14 protein-coding genes are annotated in these 16,617 nt (G+C 65.8%); 5 read left to right on the top strand and 9 right to left on the bottom strand.

What is annotated here, in order from left to right; genetic code table 11:
• Nucleotides 1-1,241 (top strand): TIGR02266 family protein (locus tag E6J58_00675; protein TMB43916.1); only part of this gene is annotated, 1,241 nt, incomplete at its 5' end.
• A 74-nt stretch (nucleotides 1,242-1,315) separates the two neighbouring features.
• Here the strand turns inward: E6J58_00675 and E6J58_00670 are convergent.
• The 4 genes from E6J58_00670 to E6J58_00655 all read right to left on the bottom strand — a co-directional run bounded on the left by E6J58_00670 (nucleotide 1,316) and on the right by E6J58_00655 (nucleotide 6,137).
• A complete protein-coding gene (locus tag E6J58_00670; GenBank protein TMB43915.1) occupies nucleotides 1,316-1,627 on the bottom strand; it encodes an SH3 domain-containing protein in 312 nt (103 codons plus the stop codon).
• An 81-nt stretch (nucleotides 1,628-1,708) separates the two neighbouring features.
• Nucleotides 1,709-3,259 carry a DUF4070 domain-containing protein gene (locus E6J58_00665; protein TMB43914.1) on the bottom strand — a complete coding sequence of 517 codons (1,551 nt, stop codon included), beginning with the start codon at nucleotides 3,257-3,259 and terminating at the stop codon, nucleotides 1,709-1,711.
• Between the two features lie 94 nt (nucleotides 3,260-3,353).
• Nucleotides 3,354-4,715 carry a C4-dicarboxylate ABC transporter substrate-binding protein gene (locus E6J58_00660; GenBank protein TMB43913.1) on the bottom strand — a complete coding sequence of 454 codons (1,362 nt, stop codon included), beginning with the start codon at nucleotides 4,713-4,715 and terminating at the stop codon, nucleotides 3,354-3,356.
• 42 nt (nucleotides 4,716-4,757) lie between these two features.
• Nucleotides 4,758-6,137 carry a hypothetical protein gene (locus E6J58_00655; protein ID TMB43912.1) on the bottom strand — a complete coding sequence of 460 codons (1,380 nt, stop codon included), beginning with the start codon at nucleotides 6,135-6,137 and terminating at the stop codon, nucleotides 4,758-4,760.
• A gap of 11 nt (nucleotides 6,138-6,148) precedes the next feature.
• Between E6J58_00655 and E6J58_00650 the strand changes: the two genes are divergently transcribed.
• A complete protein-coding gene (locus E6J58_00650; GenBank protein ID TMB43911.1) occupies nucleotides 6,149-7,039 on the top strand; it encodes a DUF72 domain-containing protein in 891 nt (296 codons plus the stop codon).
• Here the strand turns inward: E6J58_00650 and E6J58_00645 are convergent.
• The 4 genes from E6J58_00645 to E6J58_00630 form a co-directional block, all read right to left on the bottom strand.
• Nucleotides 7,036-7,341, bottom strand: coding sequence for a hypothetical protein (locus E6J58_00645; protein ID TMB43910.1), 306 nt, complete (start codon nucleotides 7,339-7,341; stop codon nucleotides 7,036-7,038). The two genes, E6J58_00650 and E6J58_00645, sit on opposite strands and share 4 nt — an antisense overlap.
• 206 nt (nucleotides 7,342-7,547) lie before the next feature.
• Nucleotides 7,548-9,530, bottom strand: a complete 1,983-nt coding sequence (locus E6J58_00640) for a hypothetical protein (GenBank protein ID TMB43909.1) — start codon at nucleotides 9,528-9,530, stop codon at nucleotides 7,548-7,550.
• A gap of 237 nt (nucleotides 9,531-9,767) precedes the next feature.
• Nucleotides 9,768-10,463 carry a hypothetical protein gene (locus tag E6J58_00635; protein ID TMB43908.1) on the bottom strand — a complete coding sequence of 232 codons (696 nt, stop codon included), beginning with the start codon at nucleotides 10,461-10,463 and terminating at the stop codon, nucleotides 9,768-9,770.
• Nucleotides 10,464-10,505: 42 nt separating this feature from the next.
• Nucleotides 10,506-10,736, bottom strand: coding sequence for a hypothetical protein (locus tag E6J58_00630; protein ID TMB43907.1), 231 nt, complete (start codon nucleotides 10,734-10,736; stop codon nucleotides 10,506-10,508).
• A gap of 799 nt (nucleotides 10,737-11,535) precedes the next feature.
• On the opposite strand from E6J58_00630, the gene E6J58_00625 reads away from it, so the two are divergent.
• From E6J58_00625 to E6J58_00615, 3 genes are all read left to right on the top strand, one after another.
• On the top strand, nucleotides 11,536-14,100 hold the full coding sequence (locus E6J58_00625; GenBank protein TMB43906.1) for a hypothetical protein: 2,565 nt from the start codon (nucleotides 11,536-11,538) through the stop codon (nucleotides 14,098-14,100).
• Nucleotides 14,101-14,296: 196 nt separating this feature from the next.
• A complete protein-coding gene (locus E6J58_00620) occupies nucleotides 14,297-14,491 on the top strand; it encodes a hypothetical protein (protein ID TMB43905.1) in 195 nt (64 codons plus the stop codon).
• 552 nt (nucleotides 14,492-15,043) lie between these two features.
• Nucleotides 15,044-15,868, top strand: a complete 825-nt coding sequence (locus tag E6J58_00615; GenBank protein ID TMB43904.1) for an alpha/beta hydrolase — start codon at nucleotides 15,044-15,046, stop codon at nucleotides 15,866-15,868.
• Between the two features lie 142 nt (nucleotides 15,869-16,010).
• Here the strand turns inward: E6J58_00615 and E6J58_00610 are convergent, their stop codons facing one another.
• Entirely contained in the window at nucleotides 16,011-16,574 is a 564-nt protein-coding gene (locus tag E6J58_00610) for an SRPBCC family protein (protein TMB43903.1), read from the bottom strand.
• Between the last annotated feature and the right edge of the window lie 43 nt (nucleotides 16,575-16,617).

Genomic DNA, 16,617 nt, shown 5'->3' with positions numbered 1-16,617 from the left:
GCAAGGAGATCTCGCGTGCGGTGATCACCGTTCCCGCGTACTACAACGACAACCAGCGACAAGCCGTGCGCGCGGCCGGTGCGCTGGCCGGCCTGGACGTGGAGCGGATCGTCAATGAGCCCACCGCCGCGGCCATCGCCTTCGCGCATGGCCGCGCGCTCGAGCAGCGGGTGATGGTCTACGACCTGGGCGGTGGCACCTTCGACACCAGCGTCCTCGAGCTGCATGGCAACCTCTATGAGGTCATCTCCACCGGCGGCGACACGTTTCTCGGCGGCGTCGACTTCGACAGGGCGCTGGTGCAGGACCTGCTGGCGCGGTTCCGCCGGAAGCACGGCATCGCCTTCGAGGGCGACCGGATCGCGCTCCAGCGCATCACCGATGCAGCCGAGCACGCCAAGATCGCGCTCTCGGAGCGTCTGACCACGCAGGTGAACGTGCCCTTCGTCACCATGGTCGGCGAGAAGGGCTACAACCTCGACACGCAGGTCAGCCGCAACGAGCTGGAGAAGCTGACCGCGGATCTCATCGACCGCACCCTCCGCGTCTGCGACGACGTGCTCACCAACTGCGGTCTCAAGCCGGCCGACGTCGGCGAGGTGCTCCTGGTCGGAGGCCAGAGCCGGATGCCGCTGGTTCGGTCCAAGCTGCGCGAGTACTTCGGAAAAGAACCGTCGAAGGCCGTCCACCCCGACGAAGCGGTCGCGCTGGGGGCCGCGGTGCTCGCAAACTCGATGCAGTCCGGCGACATCGGCGGCATGGTGCTCGTCGACGTGCTGCCGATGAGCATCGGCGTCGGGCTACCGGGCGGGCGTTTCAAGAAGGTCGTCGAGCGCAACACTTCCTTGCCGCACAAGAAGGCGTATTCGATCTGGACCTCGCAGGACAATCAGAAGACGCTCGAGATCCCCGTCTTCCAGGGCGAGGCGGAGCGCGCGCAGCAGAACGAATACCTCGGCACGCTCGTCGTCCCCGACATCCCGCCGGGGATCAAGGGGAGCGTCGTCTTCGACATCGTCTTCTCCGTCTCGCCGGAATCCATCCTCACGGTGACGGCCGAAGAACGCGGGACGCGCAGGTCCGTGACCGCGACCTTCAGCACCCAGGACTCGCCGGAAGCGGTGAAGCGTCGCCTCGCCGGCGCCGCCGGCGCCGAGCCGGAGCGGCTCGACGCTCCCGAGCCACCGGATGGCAAGGGCGGATGGATGTCGCGCCTGTTCGGGCGAAAGGCGTCTGGTTAGTCGCGGCCGCCGAAGGCGGCTTAGCGACTACGCTTGAGAGCGGTGATTCGCGAGCATGGGTGATGAGATGCGTTTTAGTTGGAAATGCTCTGCTCCGCGACGAATCCCGTCCGCCCGTCGGTGAGCTTGACCCGGCGGAACCCGAAGCCCTCGGAGACCGCCTGGGCGCAGACCGGCGTATCGCTCTTGAGAGTTCCGACGAGCGGAGAGTTCGCGTCCGGGGCAGCGTAGATCTCCGTCCCCCGATGGGCGACCGACGAGACGAGCGGAGCGGCGCAGGACTGGCCGCTCACCCTCGTGGAGGTGGCGCCGCCGTTGTCGCGCGATGCCGAGGTGCCGGCGCAGGCGGATGCCAGCGCCACAGTGAGTGCGGGAACGATCCTCATGGGTGAAACCTCCTGGACGAAACCGATCTCTGCGGCCTACGAACAGCCGAAGACCCTATTTCGCCCGGAGGCAGGCTCCTGTCAGGCGCGCGCCTCGACGGCAGGCGGGCGGCGCACGCGTTCCGCCGCAAGCTCGGCCAGCGCCTGGTCGATGCGCGGCAGTACGTCCTCGCGCGTGTAGCGGATCAGGTGTTCTCCCTGCACGGCGAGCGACATCGCCTTGGCGAACGCGTACGGACGCGTCACCGATTTGAAAAACAGGCGCCAGAAGAAGAGTCGGCGCGACGACACCAGCCCAACCCCGATGAGAATGCGCAGGAACATTGCCAAGCCATCGAGGGAGAGCCGGCGCCCCTGGCCACGGCCGAGCTCGCGAACGAGCGTCTCGCAGCGCCGGTAGAAGGCCTCCGGCTCGTAGATGGCCGCCAACAGATCCCGATATCCTTCGAGGAGCTTGCGCTCGTCGAGGGTCGGCTGGAAGTTCGGGCGGCCGAACTGATCGCCGGTGCCGTCGGAGCGCAGACGCCCTTCCCGCTCCAATCGCCGCCAGAGCGCGGTATTCGGCAGCGCCGTCAAGAGCCCGATCATCGCGGCGGCGATGGGCAGGCCGTCGATGAACGTCCGCTGCGCCTCGAAGATATGCTCGCCGTCGGTGTCGAATCCAACGATGAACCCTGCGTACACCTCCAGGCCCGCGTGCGTGAGCCGCAGCACCGACTCCTGGAGAGGCAGCTTGAGGTTCTGCAGCTTGCGCGTTTGCTTCAGCGACTCTGCGGACGGCGTCTCGATGCCGAGGAATACGGTGGTGAATCCCGCCTCCACCATCGATTCGACCAGGGCGGGCAGCGAGGCGAGGTCGACGCTCGCCTCGGTGTAGAGCTCGAACGGGCGGCCGTGCTCCTTCTGCCACTGCGCGACCTCCGGCAACAGCTTGGCTGCCTCGCGCCGGTTGCCGATGAAGTTGTCGTCGACCACGAAGATCGATCCACGCCACCCGAGCTCGTACAGCGCATCGAGCTCCCGCAGCATCTGCGCCGGCGACTTCACCCGGGGGTTGCGGCCGTACAGCTCGATGATGTCGCAGAACTCGCACTGGAACGGACAGCCCCTCGAGGATTGCACGCTCATCGACGTGTAGCGCGAGCGATCGAGCAGATCGAATCGCGGCGGAAGGGCGGTGGCAAGATCCGGCTTGGCATCGTCCGGCGGGGACAGCACATGCGGGCCGTTGCCGTTCTCGAGCGCGTTCACCAGCTGATCGAGGCGTCCTTCCGCCTCGCCGAGAAAGACGTGGTCGGCGTCCGTGAACTCGTTTGGGCGCGAGCTGACTGCCGGACCGCCGACCACGGTGCGGACCCCGGCCCGCCTGGCACGGTGGATGAAATCGAGGATCGACGCTTTGTGAACGAGCATGCCCGTGACCAGCGCCGCGTCGGCCCAGCGCAGGTCGTCGTCGCGCAATCGCGCGACGTTCAGATCGAGAATCCGGAGATTCCAGCGGTCCGGCAGGAGAGCGGCGAGTGTCGCGAGGCCGAGTGGGGGGTGCGGTGCGCCTTTGCCGACGATACCGACCGCGTATTGGAATCCCCAGTACGTCTTCGGCGCGAGGGGCTGCACCAGAAGCACGTTCATGAGGCGCACTCTGTGCGTCGCTCGTCATGGGATGGTCATGGCGGCGCCGATTGTCGCGGCATGAACGGACAGCCGCTGCCTGAGGCTGTACGCCCTACGAGGTACGCTCCGCCTGCGCGGCAACCGCCGCCGTCAGATCGCCGTTCAGCCGCCGGCCGATCCGCCTGCGCACCACGTCGACGTGCTCGCGGAAGAAATAGAGGTTCTCCGCGTAGGCGAGCGGCGTGGGAATCTGGTTGACCGCCCGCTCCGTGTCCTCGAGCCGCTTGAGCATGTCGTCGAGCATTTCCGGGCCCGGATCCTCCTCGAGCTGCAGCTCGATCTGCTTCAGCCGCGCGTACCAGCGGAAGACGCGCGAGCGCACGCGCCAGCGGTACAGCGCCGGAACGATCCTCGCCAGCGGCACCACCACGGCGATGATCGGCACCAGGATGACCCAGAGCCGGTCGACGAGATTCGCGGCCCAGAACGGCAGGTAGCGCTGCAGGAACGGGACGCCTGCCTGGTAGTACCGCCTCGCCACGCTGCTGAGCGCGAAGCCCGCTTCGCGCGGCGCGGGAAACTCGCCGGCGCGGACGAGCATCCCTGAGCCACCGTGCACCTCGGTGGCGGCGCGCAGCAGGAGGTACGCCAGCGCCGGATGCAACGTATCGCGCACGACGAGGTTGGCGGTCGGCGAGAGCAGGACCTCGTCGCGATCGGGGACGTCGGTGGCGAGATCGAAGACCCCGTGGGGGAGGACGAGCTTCGACAGATACGGGAAGCGGCGGACGTAGGCGTCGGCGCGGGCGAAGCTCATCAGCCGGATGCCGGCAGTGGCCGCCAGCTTCTTGATCGACGGCGCTTCGGCCGGGGCCACGAGGAAGGCGGCGTCGATCGCGCCCTTGTTGAGCTGCTCGACAGCGGCCTCGCGCTCGAGGGGCAGCAGAGTCGTCGGCGGCTTGTCGGCGCCGCTCGCAGCCAGCAGCGTCAGCGCGAGCGAGCGCGTACCGCTCTCCGCTCCGCCCACGGCGAGGCGGCGGCCCTTCAGATCGCGGACGTCGTCGAGTGGATCGCCCCGGTAGAACACCCAGAGGGGAACGTACGTGATGCTGCCCAGCGAGACGATATGCGCGGCGCGCTCGCCGGCGTCGGTCCCGCTTTGAACCAGGGCCACGTCCACGCCGGAGTTTTCGTCCGCGAGCAGCTGGACGTTGGTCATCGACCCGCCCGTCTGCCGCACGTCGAGGGTAATCCCGTGGCGCTTGAGGATCTCCTGGTAGCGTCGCGCGTAGTATCGCGATCCGCCCTCGTCGGGAGCGACGGCGATGGTGAGCTTCTTCGGCGGAGCCGGCTTGACGAACAGCATGGTGATCCCGAATGCCGCCACGATGATCAGCGCGGTCGGCGCGAGCGTCACCAGCAGATCCTTGCGAAGGATGCGGCGCGCCCGCGGTCCCTGCCGTTGCCCGAGCATGACGGCGCAGTATATGTCGCGGCTGCCGACGCGGCGTCGGGACTATTGGCTGACCTGCACCGCCCCGCGATCGATGGCCCCCGCCGGACGCGGCTTCCCGAAGAAGTCGTCCGCCGGCGCCAGGGCGCTCGTCCCCGATCGCAGCGCGGGCGAGCCCGCGCCCGGGGCGAAGTTGCTGTTCGCCGGGTCGACGAAGAGCGCCTGGCCGGCGATGTCCTGGTTCCACTTGAAGGGGACTTTGGCGCCGTCCCAGAGGTTGTAGTCGTAATGGTTGCCGTCGTTGAACGTCAGCGCCTTGCCGATCAGGTTCACGGCGACGTTGTTGATGACGTTCACGTCCGCGCACTGGAGCGCGTCGATCTGTCCGGACAGGATGTAGTCCGAGGAGCTGAGCATGTCATTCCAGGAACTGTTGTTGACGACGTCGATGTGCTCCGAGCGATACAGGTGGATGCCGCGGCCGCCGTTGTCGTGCACGACGTTGTTCGCGATGTACGTCCGACCGGTATACGGGATTCCCTGGACGTCGCGGATTCCTAGCGCGCGCTGGGTATGCTTCGAGTCGTCGACGATGATCCCGTTGCCGTCGTAGATTCCGGGCGGCACGTCGCCCTTGAACTCGATGTTGTTGCGGTTGCCGTAGGAGAGATTGCCGACGATGAAGTTCTTGTAGCCGTTTTTGGTCGTGCTCCCCGGCGCGTCGGTGAGATGGTAGAGACCGATGCCGCTGGTCCCGAAGACCGTCCACCAGGAGTTGTTGTAGATGCGGTTGTGCTCGATGGTGATCGCGTCCGCGACGTTCACCTCGATGCCCGCGGCCGCGCAGTCGTGCAGCGTCGAGTTGCGGACGACGATGTCGTGGGGGACCGGCGGGTGCACGTCGGCGTAACCCACGCCATCGATGTAGACGCAGTTGTGATTGAGCGTCGCTTGCGTACCGTCATTTCTGGCCGCCTCCTCCGCGGTAATCGAGGCCCGCTGACCGATCACCTCGAATCCGTCGACGATCACGTACGCGACGCCGAAGAGGTGGATGCCTGCCCAGGCGCCGGATCCGCGCGGAATCTGGATCACCGGATGATGTCCGGCGGCGGCGGTGAAGGTGATCCAGGCGTCCGGCGTGCCGGAAATCGAGATCGTCAGCGGGTTGTCGGTGCCATTGCTCGTGTAGGTGCCGTTCATCACCTGGACGGTCCAACCGGGCTGCACGGCGCCGGCAGCACGGTTCAGCGTCTTGAATGCCGCTGCCTGCGTACGGCCGTGGTTGGTGTCCGCGCCATTGTTCGCGTCGACGTAGAAGATCGGCGTGTCGGGCAGCTTCTCGCTCGGGCCCGTGCCTGTCTCGACGCCGCCGCAGGCGGCCAACAGAGCGCTCGCCGTGACGGCGAACAGACGGGTTGCGCCCTTCCGCCCGATGTGCATCCACACGATCTATGGCGCGCTTTTCTGCGGACAAGCCTGATACTCACATCCGGTTCGGTCCGGCGGGCTGGGACTATCCGGACTGGGCGGGCAAGGTCTATCCGGCCCCGAAGCCGAAGGGCTTTGACCCGCTGCGCTATCTGTCGCGATATTTCCAGACCATCGAGATCAACTCCACGTTCTACAGGCCCGCTACCGCCGAGGTCGCGCGCGGCTGGGCGCAGCGCGTTGGCGAGCGGGACCAGTTCCGCTTCACGGCGAAGCTGTGGAGGCGCTTCACGCACGAGCGCGACACGGCGTGGACGCGAGAGGACGTCGACTCGGTTCGCGCCGGCTTCGATGCTCTCGCCACAGCGGGGAAGCTGGGCGCGGTCCTGCTGCAGTTTCCCTGGTCCTTTCGCAACGATGAACGGAATCGCGAATGGCTGCGCGACCTGGCCCGCGCTTTCCGCGAGTATCCGCTGGTGATTGAGGTCCGCCACATCTCCTGGAACGAACCGGACTTCTACGCGGAGCTCGCGGCGGGACGGATCGGGATCGTCAACCTCGATCAGCCAATGTTCCGCAACTCGCTGCCACCCTCCGCCCGCGCCACGTCATCGGTGGGCTACATCCGCGTCCACGGCCGGAATTACAAGGACTGGTTCCGGAAGACCGCGGGACGCGACGAGCGGTACGATTACCTGTACTCCGCCGCCGAGCTGAAGCCGTGGGCGGAGCGCACGAAGGCGCTCGCTCTGGAGCCGAGCGTCACCGACGTCTACGTCGTCAACAACAACCACTTCGCCGGACAGGCGGTGACGAATGCCTTGATGCTGGAGGCACAGGTCACACGGCAGCCGGTGAAGGCGCCAGAGACGCTGTTGAAGGCGTACCCGGAGGAGCTGTCGCGCCTGATCTAGCGCAGGATCCGGAGCGCCAGCGCGACGGTCAACGTGGAGACGAAGGTCATGGCGGCGGCCACGGTCGCGCCGGTCTTGGAGCCTTCGCGGTTCCAGATCATCCCGGCGCACACGGCGATGGCCGCCCAGACGACGGTGCGCGCGTACGACACGCGCAGCGAGATCACGTTCAGCTGGAGCAGCAGCCCCAAGGCCGACGCCGCGAGCGCTCCGATGGCATAACGGCGGTCGCCCGTCTCGCGCATGAACAGGTAGATCGATCCACCGAGCGTCAGGAGAACGAAGAAGAGCCGCATGCCCATCGGTGCCACCTCCCTCCGACGAAGATACCGGAGCGGCGCGTTCGGACAAGAAACCATTCCGGCGCGAACCTGCGCAGATGTGGGCCTGTAGGCGAAATATGGAGCCTACGACGGCGCGAGCTGCGCACGGGCGCCGCCGTTTCCGTAGTCTCCTGGGCGGCGCTCGTCATCCTGCTGGTGGCGGTCGCGGCGTGCCGGTTCCCCGATTACCTGAGCACGTCGCTCGCCTGCGCTTCGTTGATGAAGGACTGCACATCCTGCTCGATCAGGAAGCCGTCCTTCTGCAGCTTGTGGGCCGCCTTTGCGACCTCTTTCACGTATCCGTCGTGGTCCTTGTAGCGCTCCTCCAGCGACTTGCGCGGGTCGCCGTTCTGCAGGCGCTCCTTCTTCGTGGTCGCGAACGGAATGTTCTGGCCGTCGGACTCGCAGCCGTCGGGCCCGCCGAACTCGGCGCGGCGCAGCGCCCAGCCGGTGGTGGTGGCCGTCGGCGCCTCGACGCCGGGCATGCGCACGCCGGCGATCTCGTTGCCGTCGTGGTCCACCTTCGATACGAAGATCGGGTACGAGGGGCGACCCACAAGCGATGCCGGGTAACTCGAGAGAATCCCGCTTTCGAGCTCCGAACCGAAATCGCGGAAGTACCGGGTGGTGATCACCCCGGTGTACATGACGCCCGGGATGCTCGGCCAGCCGAGCTCGTCCTGTGGCACCACGCCGGTCTCGAACCCCGGACGCGTCACCGCCCACGCGCGATGACCGCCTTGCGGGATCTCGCTCTTAGGCGGCATGATCCCATAGCTCACCCATGCGTCGAGCGCGAGCAGCAGCGCGCGATGCGCGCGATAGGGGCTGACGCCGTTGGTGAACTGCTGACAGACGCCTCGGTCGGTGACGTCGCCGACGCCGTGCGACTGGCCCGACATCAGGTAGTACCGGACGTCTTCGGGGTCCTTCAGGTCTTCGCCGTACGTGTTGGCGTGCAAGAGCGATCCTGCCTTGACCCAGTACTCGTTCGACGTGTTCACCTCGAAGCGCTTCGGGCAGGTGTTGCTCGCCGTGCAGCGCTCGTCGCGCCCGGCGGTCTTGCCGCTCAGCTGATCGGTCATCAGCTGGTGCGCGAAGGGGAAGACACCCTCGGGATAGAGGTGGTTCTGACGGTTGCGCTCGGTCCTGCCGGTCTGGCCGTAGCGGTAGTTGATCTGATCGCCGCTGCCGCCTCCGGTGTGGCTCAAGATGCCGTCCAGCACTCGCCGGCCCTGCAGATCCTCGTTGAAGCCGAACCTCACGAAGTCGTTCAGCGTGCGCGAGGGCTGCGAAATCGAATAGCTGTAGGTGTGCTGCACGTGCCCCGCGAGCGGATTGCCCTCGGCAGACGTTGCGTGACGCAGGAAGGTCACCCAATCGCGCGTGGCGGCCAGGCCGACGCCCGACACCACCGGATCTTTGGCGATATAGGTGAACTCGTAGATCGCGCTTTGCTGGAAAGGCGTGCCGCCCTGCCGCTGGATCCTGGTCGCAGAGACGTATTCCCACGCAACGTCGCTGCGCGTGTCGTCCAGGTGCGCACGCACCGTCAGTCTAGCCAACGTCTTATCGAGCGTGTTCGCCGGGAAGGTCAGTGTGGCGGTCGTAGTCGTAGCGTTGTCGAACACCAGGTATTCGTACGACGGCCCCGCCAGGCCGGTGAGTTTGGGCACCGAGATCTTCATGTTGGCGGTGCCGGTCGCGCCGAAGTCCCAGCCGTTCGCGGCGACGGCGAAGCCGTGCTTCATGACGAACCCGTCGCCGGCATCCGCCGCCGTAGTCGGTTCGTTGTTCAGGTCGACCTGGTTCAACCTGCCCAGGCGCATCTGGCCGCGGTTGTTGAAATCGAAGAACAGCCGCTGGTTGCCGTTCGCCAGATTGATCGGCTTGAGGACGAAGACATCCATCGAGTACTCGACCATCCCGTCGGCGTTGCGCGCGGCGAGGATGTCGGTGATCACCCTGTTGCGCGGGTCGTTCGGGTCGAGCACACCCTTTGCGGTACCGCGCAGCTTTTCGTACTGGCCGACCGAGCCGAAGCTCAGGCCACCGAACGTCGGCGACTGCGAGCGCGTAGGATCCCAGGTGACGCTGGTGATCTTGGCATGGGCGAGAGACGGGGCGAGGGCGAACGCTGCGACAATGGCGAATGCGATGGTTCTCATGGATGTCTCCTCAGTGCAGAGCACGCCTTCGTCCTGGCGGGCGAAGTGGAACTGCAGGGAGCAAAGGACGGATCAAGGGCGGTTTGTATCCCCGTCGCCCTTCCCCCCCTGACCGCGGCGCATCGATGCGCCGCGCATAAGACGAAAGTCAAGAGCTGGCGCGTTAGGGAGAATGGACGCCGCACGACAGCCCGCCGGGACCGCCCTGCGCGCGTCTGGAGTTGCTCTCGTGAGAGCTCAGAGCGAGTTGAGGAAATCGAGCAGGAACGCGCGCGATACCGGATCGAGCGCCTCGAATGTCTCCCCGGCCAGCGCGCCCTGGCCCTTGTGCGCCGTGATCGCGTCGCTGATGGTCAAGGCGCGCCCGTCGTGGAGGAAACGGGTCTGCGCGCGCAAGCCCCAGAGTGGCTGCGTGCGCATCAGGCGTCCGGTGGCCTCGTTCTGCGTGATGCCGTCGCCCAGGCTTCCCATGTCGTGCAGCAAGAAGTCCGAGAAGGGGTGGAAATCGACGTGGTCCAGCGCCGCGATCGGGCTCGCGCCGGTCGTCAAGGTCTTGGTGTGGCACTGGGCGCAGCCGATCGCCTCGAAGACAGTCTCACCTGCGATCTGGTTGGGTCCCACTGGCCCGCGCGGAGGCGGTGCAAGGAGCTGCATGAAGTTCGTGAAGTGATCGACGTCGTCGCCGTCGTCGTTGAGCCCCTGAGATGGATTGCAAGAGAGCGGATGACCGTCCGCCGTGGAGCAGTCTCCTTGCGGGCAACTCTCGGCCATGAACGAAGGGTTCGTCACGCCCATCTCGTTGAGATACGCGTCGCCGCTGAACACGTGGAGCGTGGGGACCTGCGCTTTCCAGCCGAACCGGCCGATCGCTGGTTCGCCGTCGTCCGCATTGATGAGGTGGCTCGGCTGACCCGAGGTGGCGGGATAGAAGATGCCCTCGAAGGTGTGCCGAACCGGCGCGCATCACCGACCGCATCAAAGGTTTCGGCTCCTGCGACGGCGGGCGACGACATTGGCCTCGGCCGGGACACTTTCGGGAGTGAACACGAAGGTCAGGCAGTACGGCGTCGGGTTCACGAGGTATTGCGCTGCCGCGCCGATGGCATGGTCTTGCAACAAGGAGCCGCCCTTGTTCGCGAGCGGGTCGAAGGCGCCGTAGACCGACTTGCCGAACCGCGTTTCGAGGCGCTCGGTGGTTCCGCCCACGGCGCCCGTCGCCGCCGTTCCAGCGGGACCGACGTGGCAAGCGGCGCACGAGTTCTCGTTGAAAATCGGTCCTAAGCCTTCGGGTGCGGTCTCTACAGCGACGAAGGCGGTCTTGCCGTCCTGGAACGCGGTCTGTTGTTCAGGCGTCAGGCCAGGGAGCGGATCCCCGAAGCCGGCCGCGTAGGAAAGGGTGGTGGGGACGATTGCTGCCGCCAGTACAAGGGACCATGTCCTTCTGCACATATCGCATCCCTTCTTCGTCTATCGATTGCACCGATGTGTAATTATCGATTCCTTATCAACGTCCTCGATTACGTTACACGTGAAAAGATAAACGAAAGCTATATCCAGGACCAACGCCGCACTCGAGCGAGGCGTTCGAGCCGTTCCGGCAATGCTCCAGTCGTGTACTGCATCGAGACGCTTTTATGCACGCGCAGCCACCGATCCAAGCGGCTACAATGAGAACGGAGCGGGCCTACAAATGAGCTTGTCGATACGATAAACTAAACTACACAAGCGTTTGGCTGGTTCCGCCGATCATTGAAGCGTTGGTAGCTTTTCATAGCGCGGGCATATTCAGGACGGGAAAGCCGTTTCGCAATTTTGCAAATAGAGCCTTGCAAAATTAGGCTGGCCCTGATGAACAGCCAACGAAGGCTTTCGCAGCCAGCGTGACCTCTTCGAGCGTGCGCGAACGCAGCTCGTCGTCCGCCGCCATGCGTGCTCTGACGTCAAGCCGCGGTGAGTCAACAGCGATGCGGATGCAGCTGTTTACCCGATCCGACTCCGGCATTTCATGCAGTCAAATTGCACGATTTCACCAGATTGGTTTCGCACGGCGGGAGCCGAAACCTTTGATGCGGTCGGTGATGCGCGCCGGTTCGGCACACCTTCGAGGGAAGTCATGAAGCACCTCGCCTCGCCGGTCATTCTTTTGAAGGTCCTTTGCCTGATGGTGCTCCTGTTTCCGTCACCAGGAAAGGCGCAGGACGGTGGGACGTGGACCGCTGCGGGCACCTTGTCAGCAGCGCGAAAGAATCACACGGCGACGCTGCTCGGGGATGGCACCGTCGTGGTCACCGGCGGAGTCGGCATCGGGCAACCCGCGGTCGCATCTTCCGAGACGTACGATCCGGCTACCGATAGATGGACGACGGTCGGAAGCATGATCAGTGCCCGTTACCTGCACACCGCGACGCTCCTGGCGGATGGCCGCGTGCTCGTCACCGGCGGGGCCGGCAGCGGTGGCGCCCTCAGCGCCCTCGCGGAAATCTACGATCCGTCGACCGGACGGTGGACGGCGACCGGCGCGCTGCACCGCGCCCGATATGCGCATACCGCTTCTCTGCTGCCGAACGGAATGGTGCTCGTCGCGGGCGGGTGTTGCGACGTCGACGGCAAGGCGTCCCTCACTTCGAGTGAGTTGTGGGATCCGGCGTCCGGACAGTGGACGATCACCGGCGACCTCCGCGCGCCGCACGCGTGGCACACCGCGACGCCGCTCAGTGACGGCACCGTCCTTGTCGCAGGCGGCACGTTCAGGGGGACCGCGTCGACTGCTTCGGCCGAGCTCTACGACCCCGCCGCAGGATCGTGGACGGCGGTGGGGAACCTTGCAACTGCGCGGTCGCTCCACACCGCGACCTTGCTCAACGGCGACCGCGTACTCCTCGCCGGCGGCAGTGCCGGCGGATGTTGCAACGGCATCACCGCCGCGGAGCTGTACGATCCCGCCAGCCACACCTGGCGGGCCGTGCAGCCGATGAGCACGACGCGGCGTGAGCACAGCGCCGCCGTCATCGCAGGCGGCGCCGCTGCGGTGATCTCCGGTGGCTACACGTGCTGCAACGAGCCGATGCCGACACGCACCAGCGCGGAGGTCTTCGACCTCGCGAGCCAGACGTGGTCGCTCACCGGAAGCATGTCACAGGCGCGCTACGGCCACACACTGGCGACGCTCGGCGATGGCACCGTGGTGGCGGCGGGGGGCGCAGTCTACGGCCAGGATCCTGTGGCATCGACTGAACGCTTCCACCCCGCGGGGGCCGCGCCGCAGACGACGCAGGTCACGATCTCATCGAACGTAGCAGCCGCGAGTTTCACGGCAACGGGTACGAACTGCAATGCCGGGACATTCGCGACGCCGGCGACGTTGACCTGGACGGTTGGGGCGACCTGCACCCTCACGATCCCGGTGCCGGACGGATACGTATTCAGCGGTTGGAGCGATGGCTCTCAGGCGAATCCGCGGAGCGTAACCGCACCGGCAAGTGCCGCCACGTACAGTTTCGTGTTGACGAGTACCGCCGGCACATGGACCGCTGCCGGCAGCTTGTCAGCAGCGCGCAGGAATCACACAGCGACGCCGCTCGATGACGGCACCCTGCTGGTCACGGGCGGAGTCGGCATCGGGCAACCCGCGATCGCATCCGCCGAGATTTACGATCCCGGTAAGGGCGGATGGACAACGGTCGCAAGCATGATCAGCGCGCGTAACTTGCACACCGCGACGCGCCTGGCGGACGGCCGCGTGCTGGTCGCCGGGGGAAGTGGCGGCGATGGCGCCCTCGCGGAAATCTACGATCCATCCACGGGGCAGTGGACGGCGACCGGCACGCTCAACAGTGCACGGTACGCGCATACCGCTTCGCTCCTGCCGAACGGAATGGTGCTCGTCGCGGGCGGGTGTTGCGACGTCGACGGTCAGGCGTCCCTCACTTCGAGCGAGTTGTGGGATCCGGCGACCGAAGAGTGGACGATCACCGGCGACCTCGGAGAGGCGCACGCGTGGCACACCGCGACGCTGCTCAGCGATGGCACCGTCCTTGTCGCGGGCGGCACGTTCAGGGGCACGGCAGCGACTGCCTCGGCCGAGATCTACGACCCCGATACAGAATCGTGGACGGCGGTTGGGACTCTCGCAACAGCACGAGCGCTCCACACCGCGAGCCTGCTCAACGGGGACCGCGTACTCCTTGCCGGCGGTAGTGCCGGCGGGTGCTGCAGCGGCATCGCCGACGCAGAGCTGTACGATCCCGCCAGCCAGACCTGGCAGGTCGTGCAGACGATGAGGACGGCGCGGCGTGAGCACAGCGCCGCCGTCATCCAGGGCGGCGCCGCTGCGGTGATCTCCGGCGGCTACACGTGCTGCAACGAGCCCACGCCGACACGCGCGAGCGCGGAGGTTTTTGATCTCGCGAGCCAGACTTGGTCACTCACCGGAAGCATGTCCCAGGCGCGCTACGGCCACACGCTGACGACGCTCGGCAATGGCACTGTGGTGGCTGCCGGGGGCGCGGTGTACGGTGAGGATCCAGTGGCATCGGCTGAACGCTTCCATCCCGCGGGGGGCGCGCCGTAAACGACGCATGACAATCGTGGTGGGCGCTGCAGGATTCGAATTTGCGCCCCCGCGGCCATAGCGCGGGGGCCGTCCGCATGTTGGCGCGATAGTACGGGCCGGCGACCGCGATTGCACTCCCAGCCGGGGTCGAACGTGCATTGGGCGCCCGGTGTGCATACGTCCGGGCAATGGTAACCTGAGCCTAAGGAGGATTATGGCCGGGTACACGGACGTCCGGACGGCGTTGGGCATTGTTCGAGTGCATCACGATACCGGGCGCGTGATGTTGAAGAAGAGGAGCCAAAAATCGTGGCGTTCGATGAGCACAGGTAACATCGTCGCGCACCGCCACCGCAAGCCGGCCGGCAAGGTCCACCGCAAACGTAAGAAGCTGCGGTTGGTGAAGTGAAGAATCGAGCCGGGCGTCACGAAGCTGAGGCTTCTAAAGGTGTGGGCGCTCGATAAGCATCCTCCGGCACTTGAGGCCGCCTCCAGATTACTGTCGTAGCTCCGGTGACAGCAGCCGCTCGAGTTTCGAGATGCGCGCCTCCAGTTAGGCAATGCGGCGTTCGCGCTCTGCGATCCGCCGTTCGAGCGCGGCAGTGGCGTCGCCGGTCTTCACGTCCAGACGGCGAAGGGCGCCGATGGTGTATCCGACTGCATCCGCCAGATTGAGGCCGAGCATGCCGGCGCCATCTTTGCTCACGGTCTCCGGGGGCATCGACTGCGCGATCACGCCGGCATGCGGCCATCGAGGCGCTTGTTGAATCGGGCGCGTGTCCGAGGCGTTCCGCCTCTGGGGCGATGACCTGATGGAACGAAAACGTCGAAGCGGCATCAGGTTCACGATGCCTCGCGACGCACGTTCCTGGTTGGACGCACAGCGGCCTGCGCGGGGCTTGATCTCCGCAGCGCGTCCCGAGTTGCAGGAGCGACCACCCAAAGCGAAGGAAAGCGCGCCATGAGCAAAGTCAAGACGAAGGACGGCGTTGAGATCTTCTACAAGGACTGGGGCAAGGGGCAGCCCATCGTTTTCAGCCATGGCTGGCCACTCTCGGCAGACGACTGGGACGCGCAGATGATGTTCTTCGCGACTCGCGGCTACCGTGTCATCGCGCATGACCGGCGCGGTCACGGCCGGTCCACGCAGACCAGCGACGGGCACGACATGGACCACTATGCCGACGATCTCGCGGCGGTGACCACTCACCTCGACCTGAGGAATGCGGTGCATGTCGGTCATTCCACCGGTGGCGGCGAGGTGGTCCATTATCTGGCACGGCATGGCGAGAGCCGGGTCGACAAGGCGGCCATCATCAGCGCTGTGCCGCCGCTGATGGTGAAGACGGCGGCCAATCCTGGGGGCCTGCCCAAGGAAGTGTTCGACAATCTTCAGGCACAGGTCGCCAACAATCGCGCGCAATTCTATCGCGACCTTCCGGCGGGGCCTTTCTATGGGTTCAACCGGCCGGGCGCGAAATCCTCGGAGGGCATCATCCAGAACTGGTGGCGGCAGGGAATGATGGGCGGGGCCAAGGCCCACTACGACGGAATCGTCGCGTTCTCACAGACGGACTTCACCGACGATCTCAAGAAGATCACGGTTCCCGTCCTGGTGATGCACGGGGATGACGACCAGATCGTCCCCTACGCCGACGCAGGTCCGCTGTCCGCCAAGCTACTCAAGAAGGGGACGCTGAAGACCTATAAGGGCTTTCCACACGGTATGCCCACCACGCAGGCCGAGACCATCAACGCAGACCTGCTGTCGTTCCTGAAATCGTGACGCCACGCTCTCTGGCCGCACGTCGCGGGCCCTGGTCCGCGGCGAGGCGGCGCGCCGTCACCTGATCGCACACCGCGCGGTCGGCGCTCGCCGGCGTGGCCTGCAGGCGGCGCCAGAACAAGTACGAGAGTCCCCAGAGGGCTCAGGTCGGGCGAGAGGGCCAACCGGGGGTCTCAACGCCGAACTGCTTTGCGTACTCGGCGTTCAATCGCTGCCAGCCGCCGAACTTCATGGCCTCGGCGCCCACGATGCGTCCAATGGGCCGACCAGCGAGAAACCGCTCCAGCACATCGAAGCAGATGTGCCAGCCCGCAGCGCCCATCGATATGAATCCGCGGTCGATGTTGTGCCAAAGCGTGAGCCGAGTGCCGCCGCCTCCCAGCGGCTCCAGTTCCCAGCGGATGTCCTGTCCGCCCCAGGTGAATTCGAGCACCTTGGGCGCGTCGGCCCGCTTCACCTGGGTCTCGGATACATGCGGCGTCGGCGCCCCCACTGTCGAGAGCTTTGCGGTGCCAACGCTACCGAGGTTCCGGTCAGAATCGAATGGAGCCCATTCGCGGAGATGCTCGGGGTCCGTGAGCGCCTTCCAAACGTTTTTGGGATTGTGGGGGAGGTCGCGGGCGAGAACGAGCGTCCACTTGTCTCCGTCTTTTCGAACCTCTGCGCCAGAAGCGGCACCCGGCGCGTATTGCTCATGGCTGCTCATGTCTTTTCTTTCCTTTCACAGAGGGCACCTTCTCCATCTTCTC

Source organism: Deltaproteobacteria bacterium (assembly GCA_005879535.1).
Lineage (GTDB): Bacteria > Myxococcota > Myxococcia > Myxococcales > 40CM-4-68-19 > 40CM-4-68-19.
The sequence above is the reverse complement of the archived record's forward strand: the minus strand, read 5'-3'. Positions and strand labels throughout refer to the sequence as shown.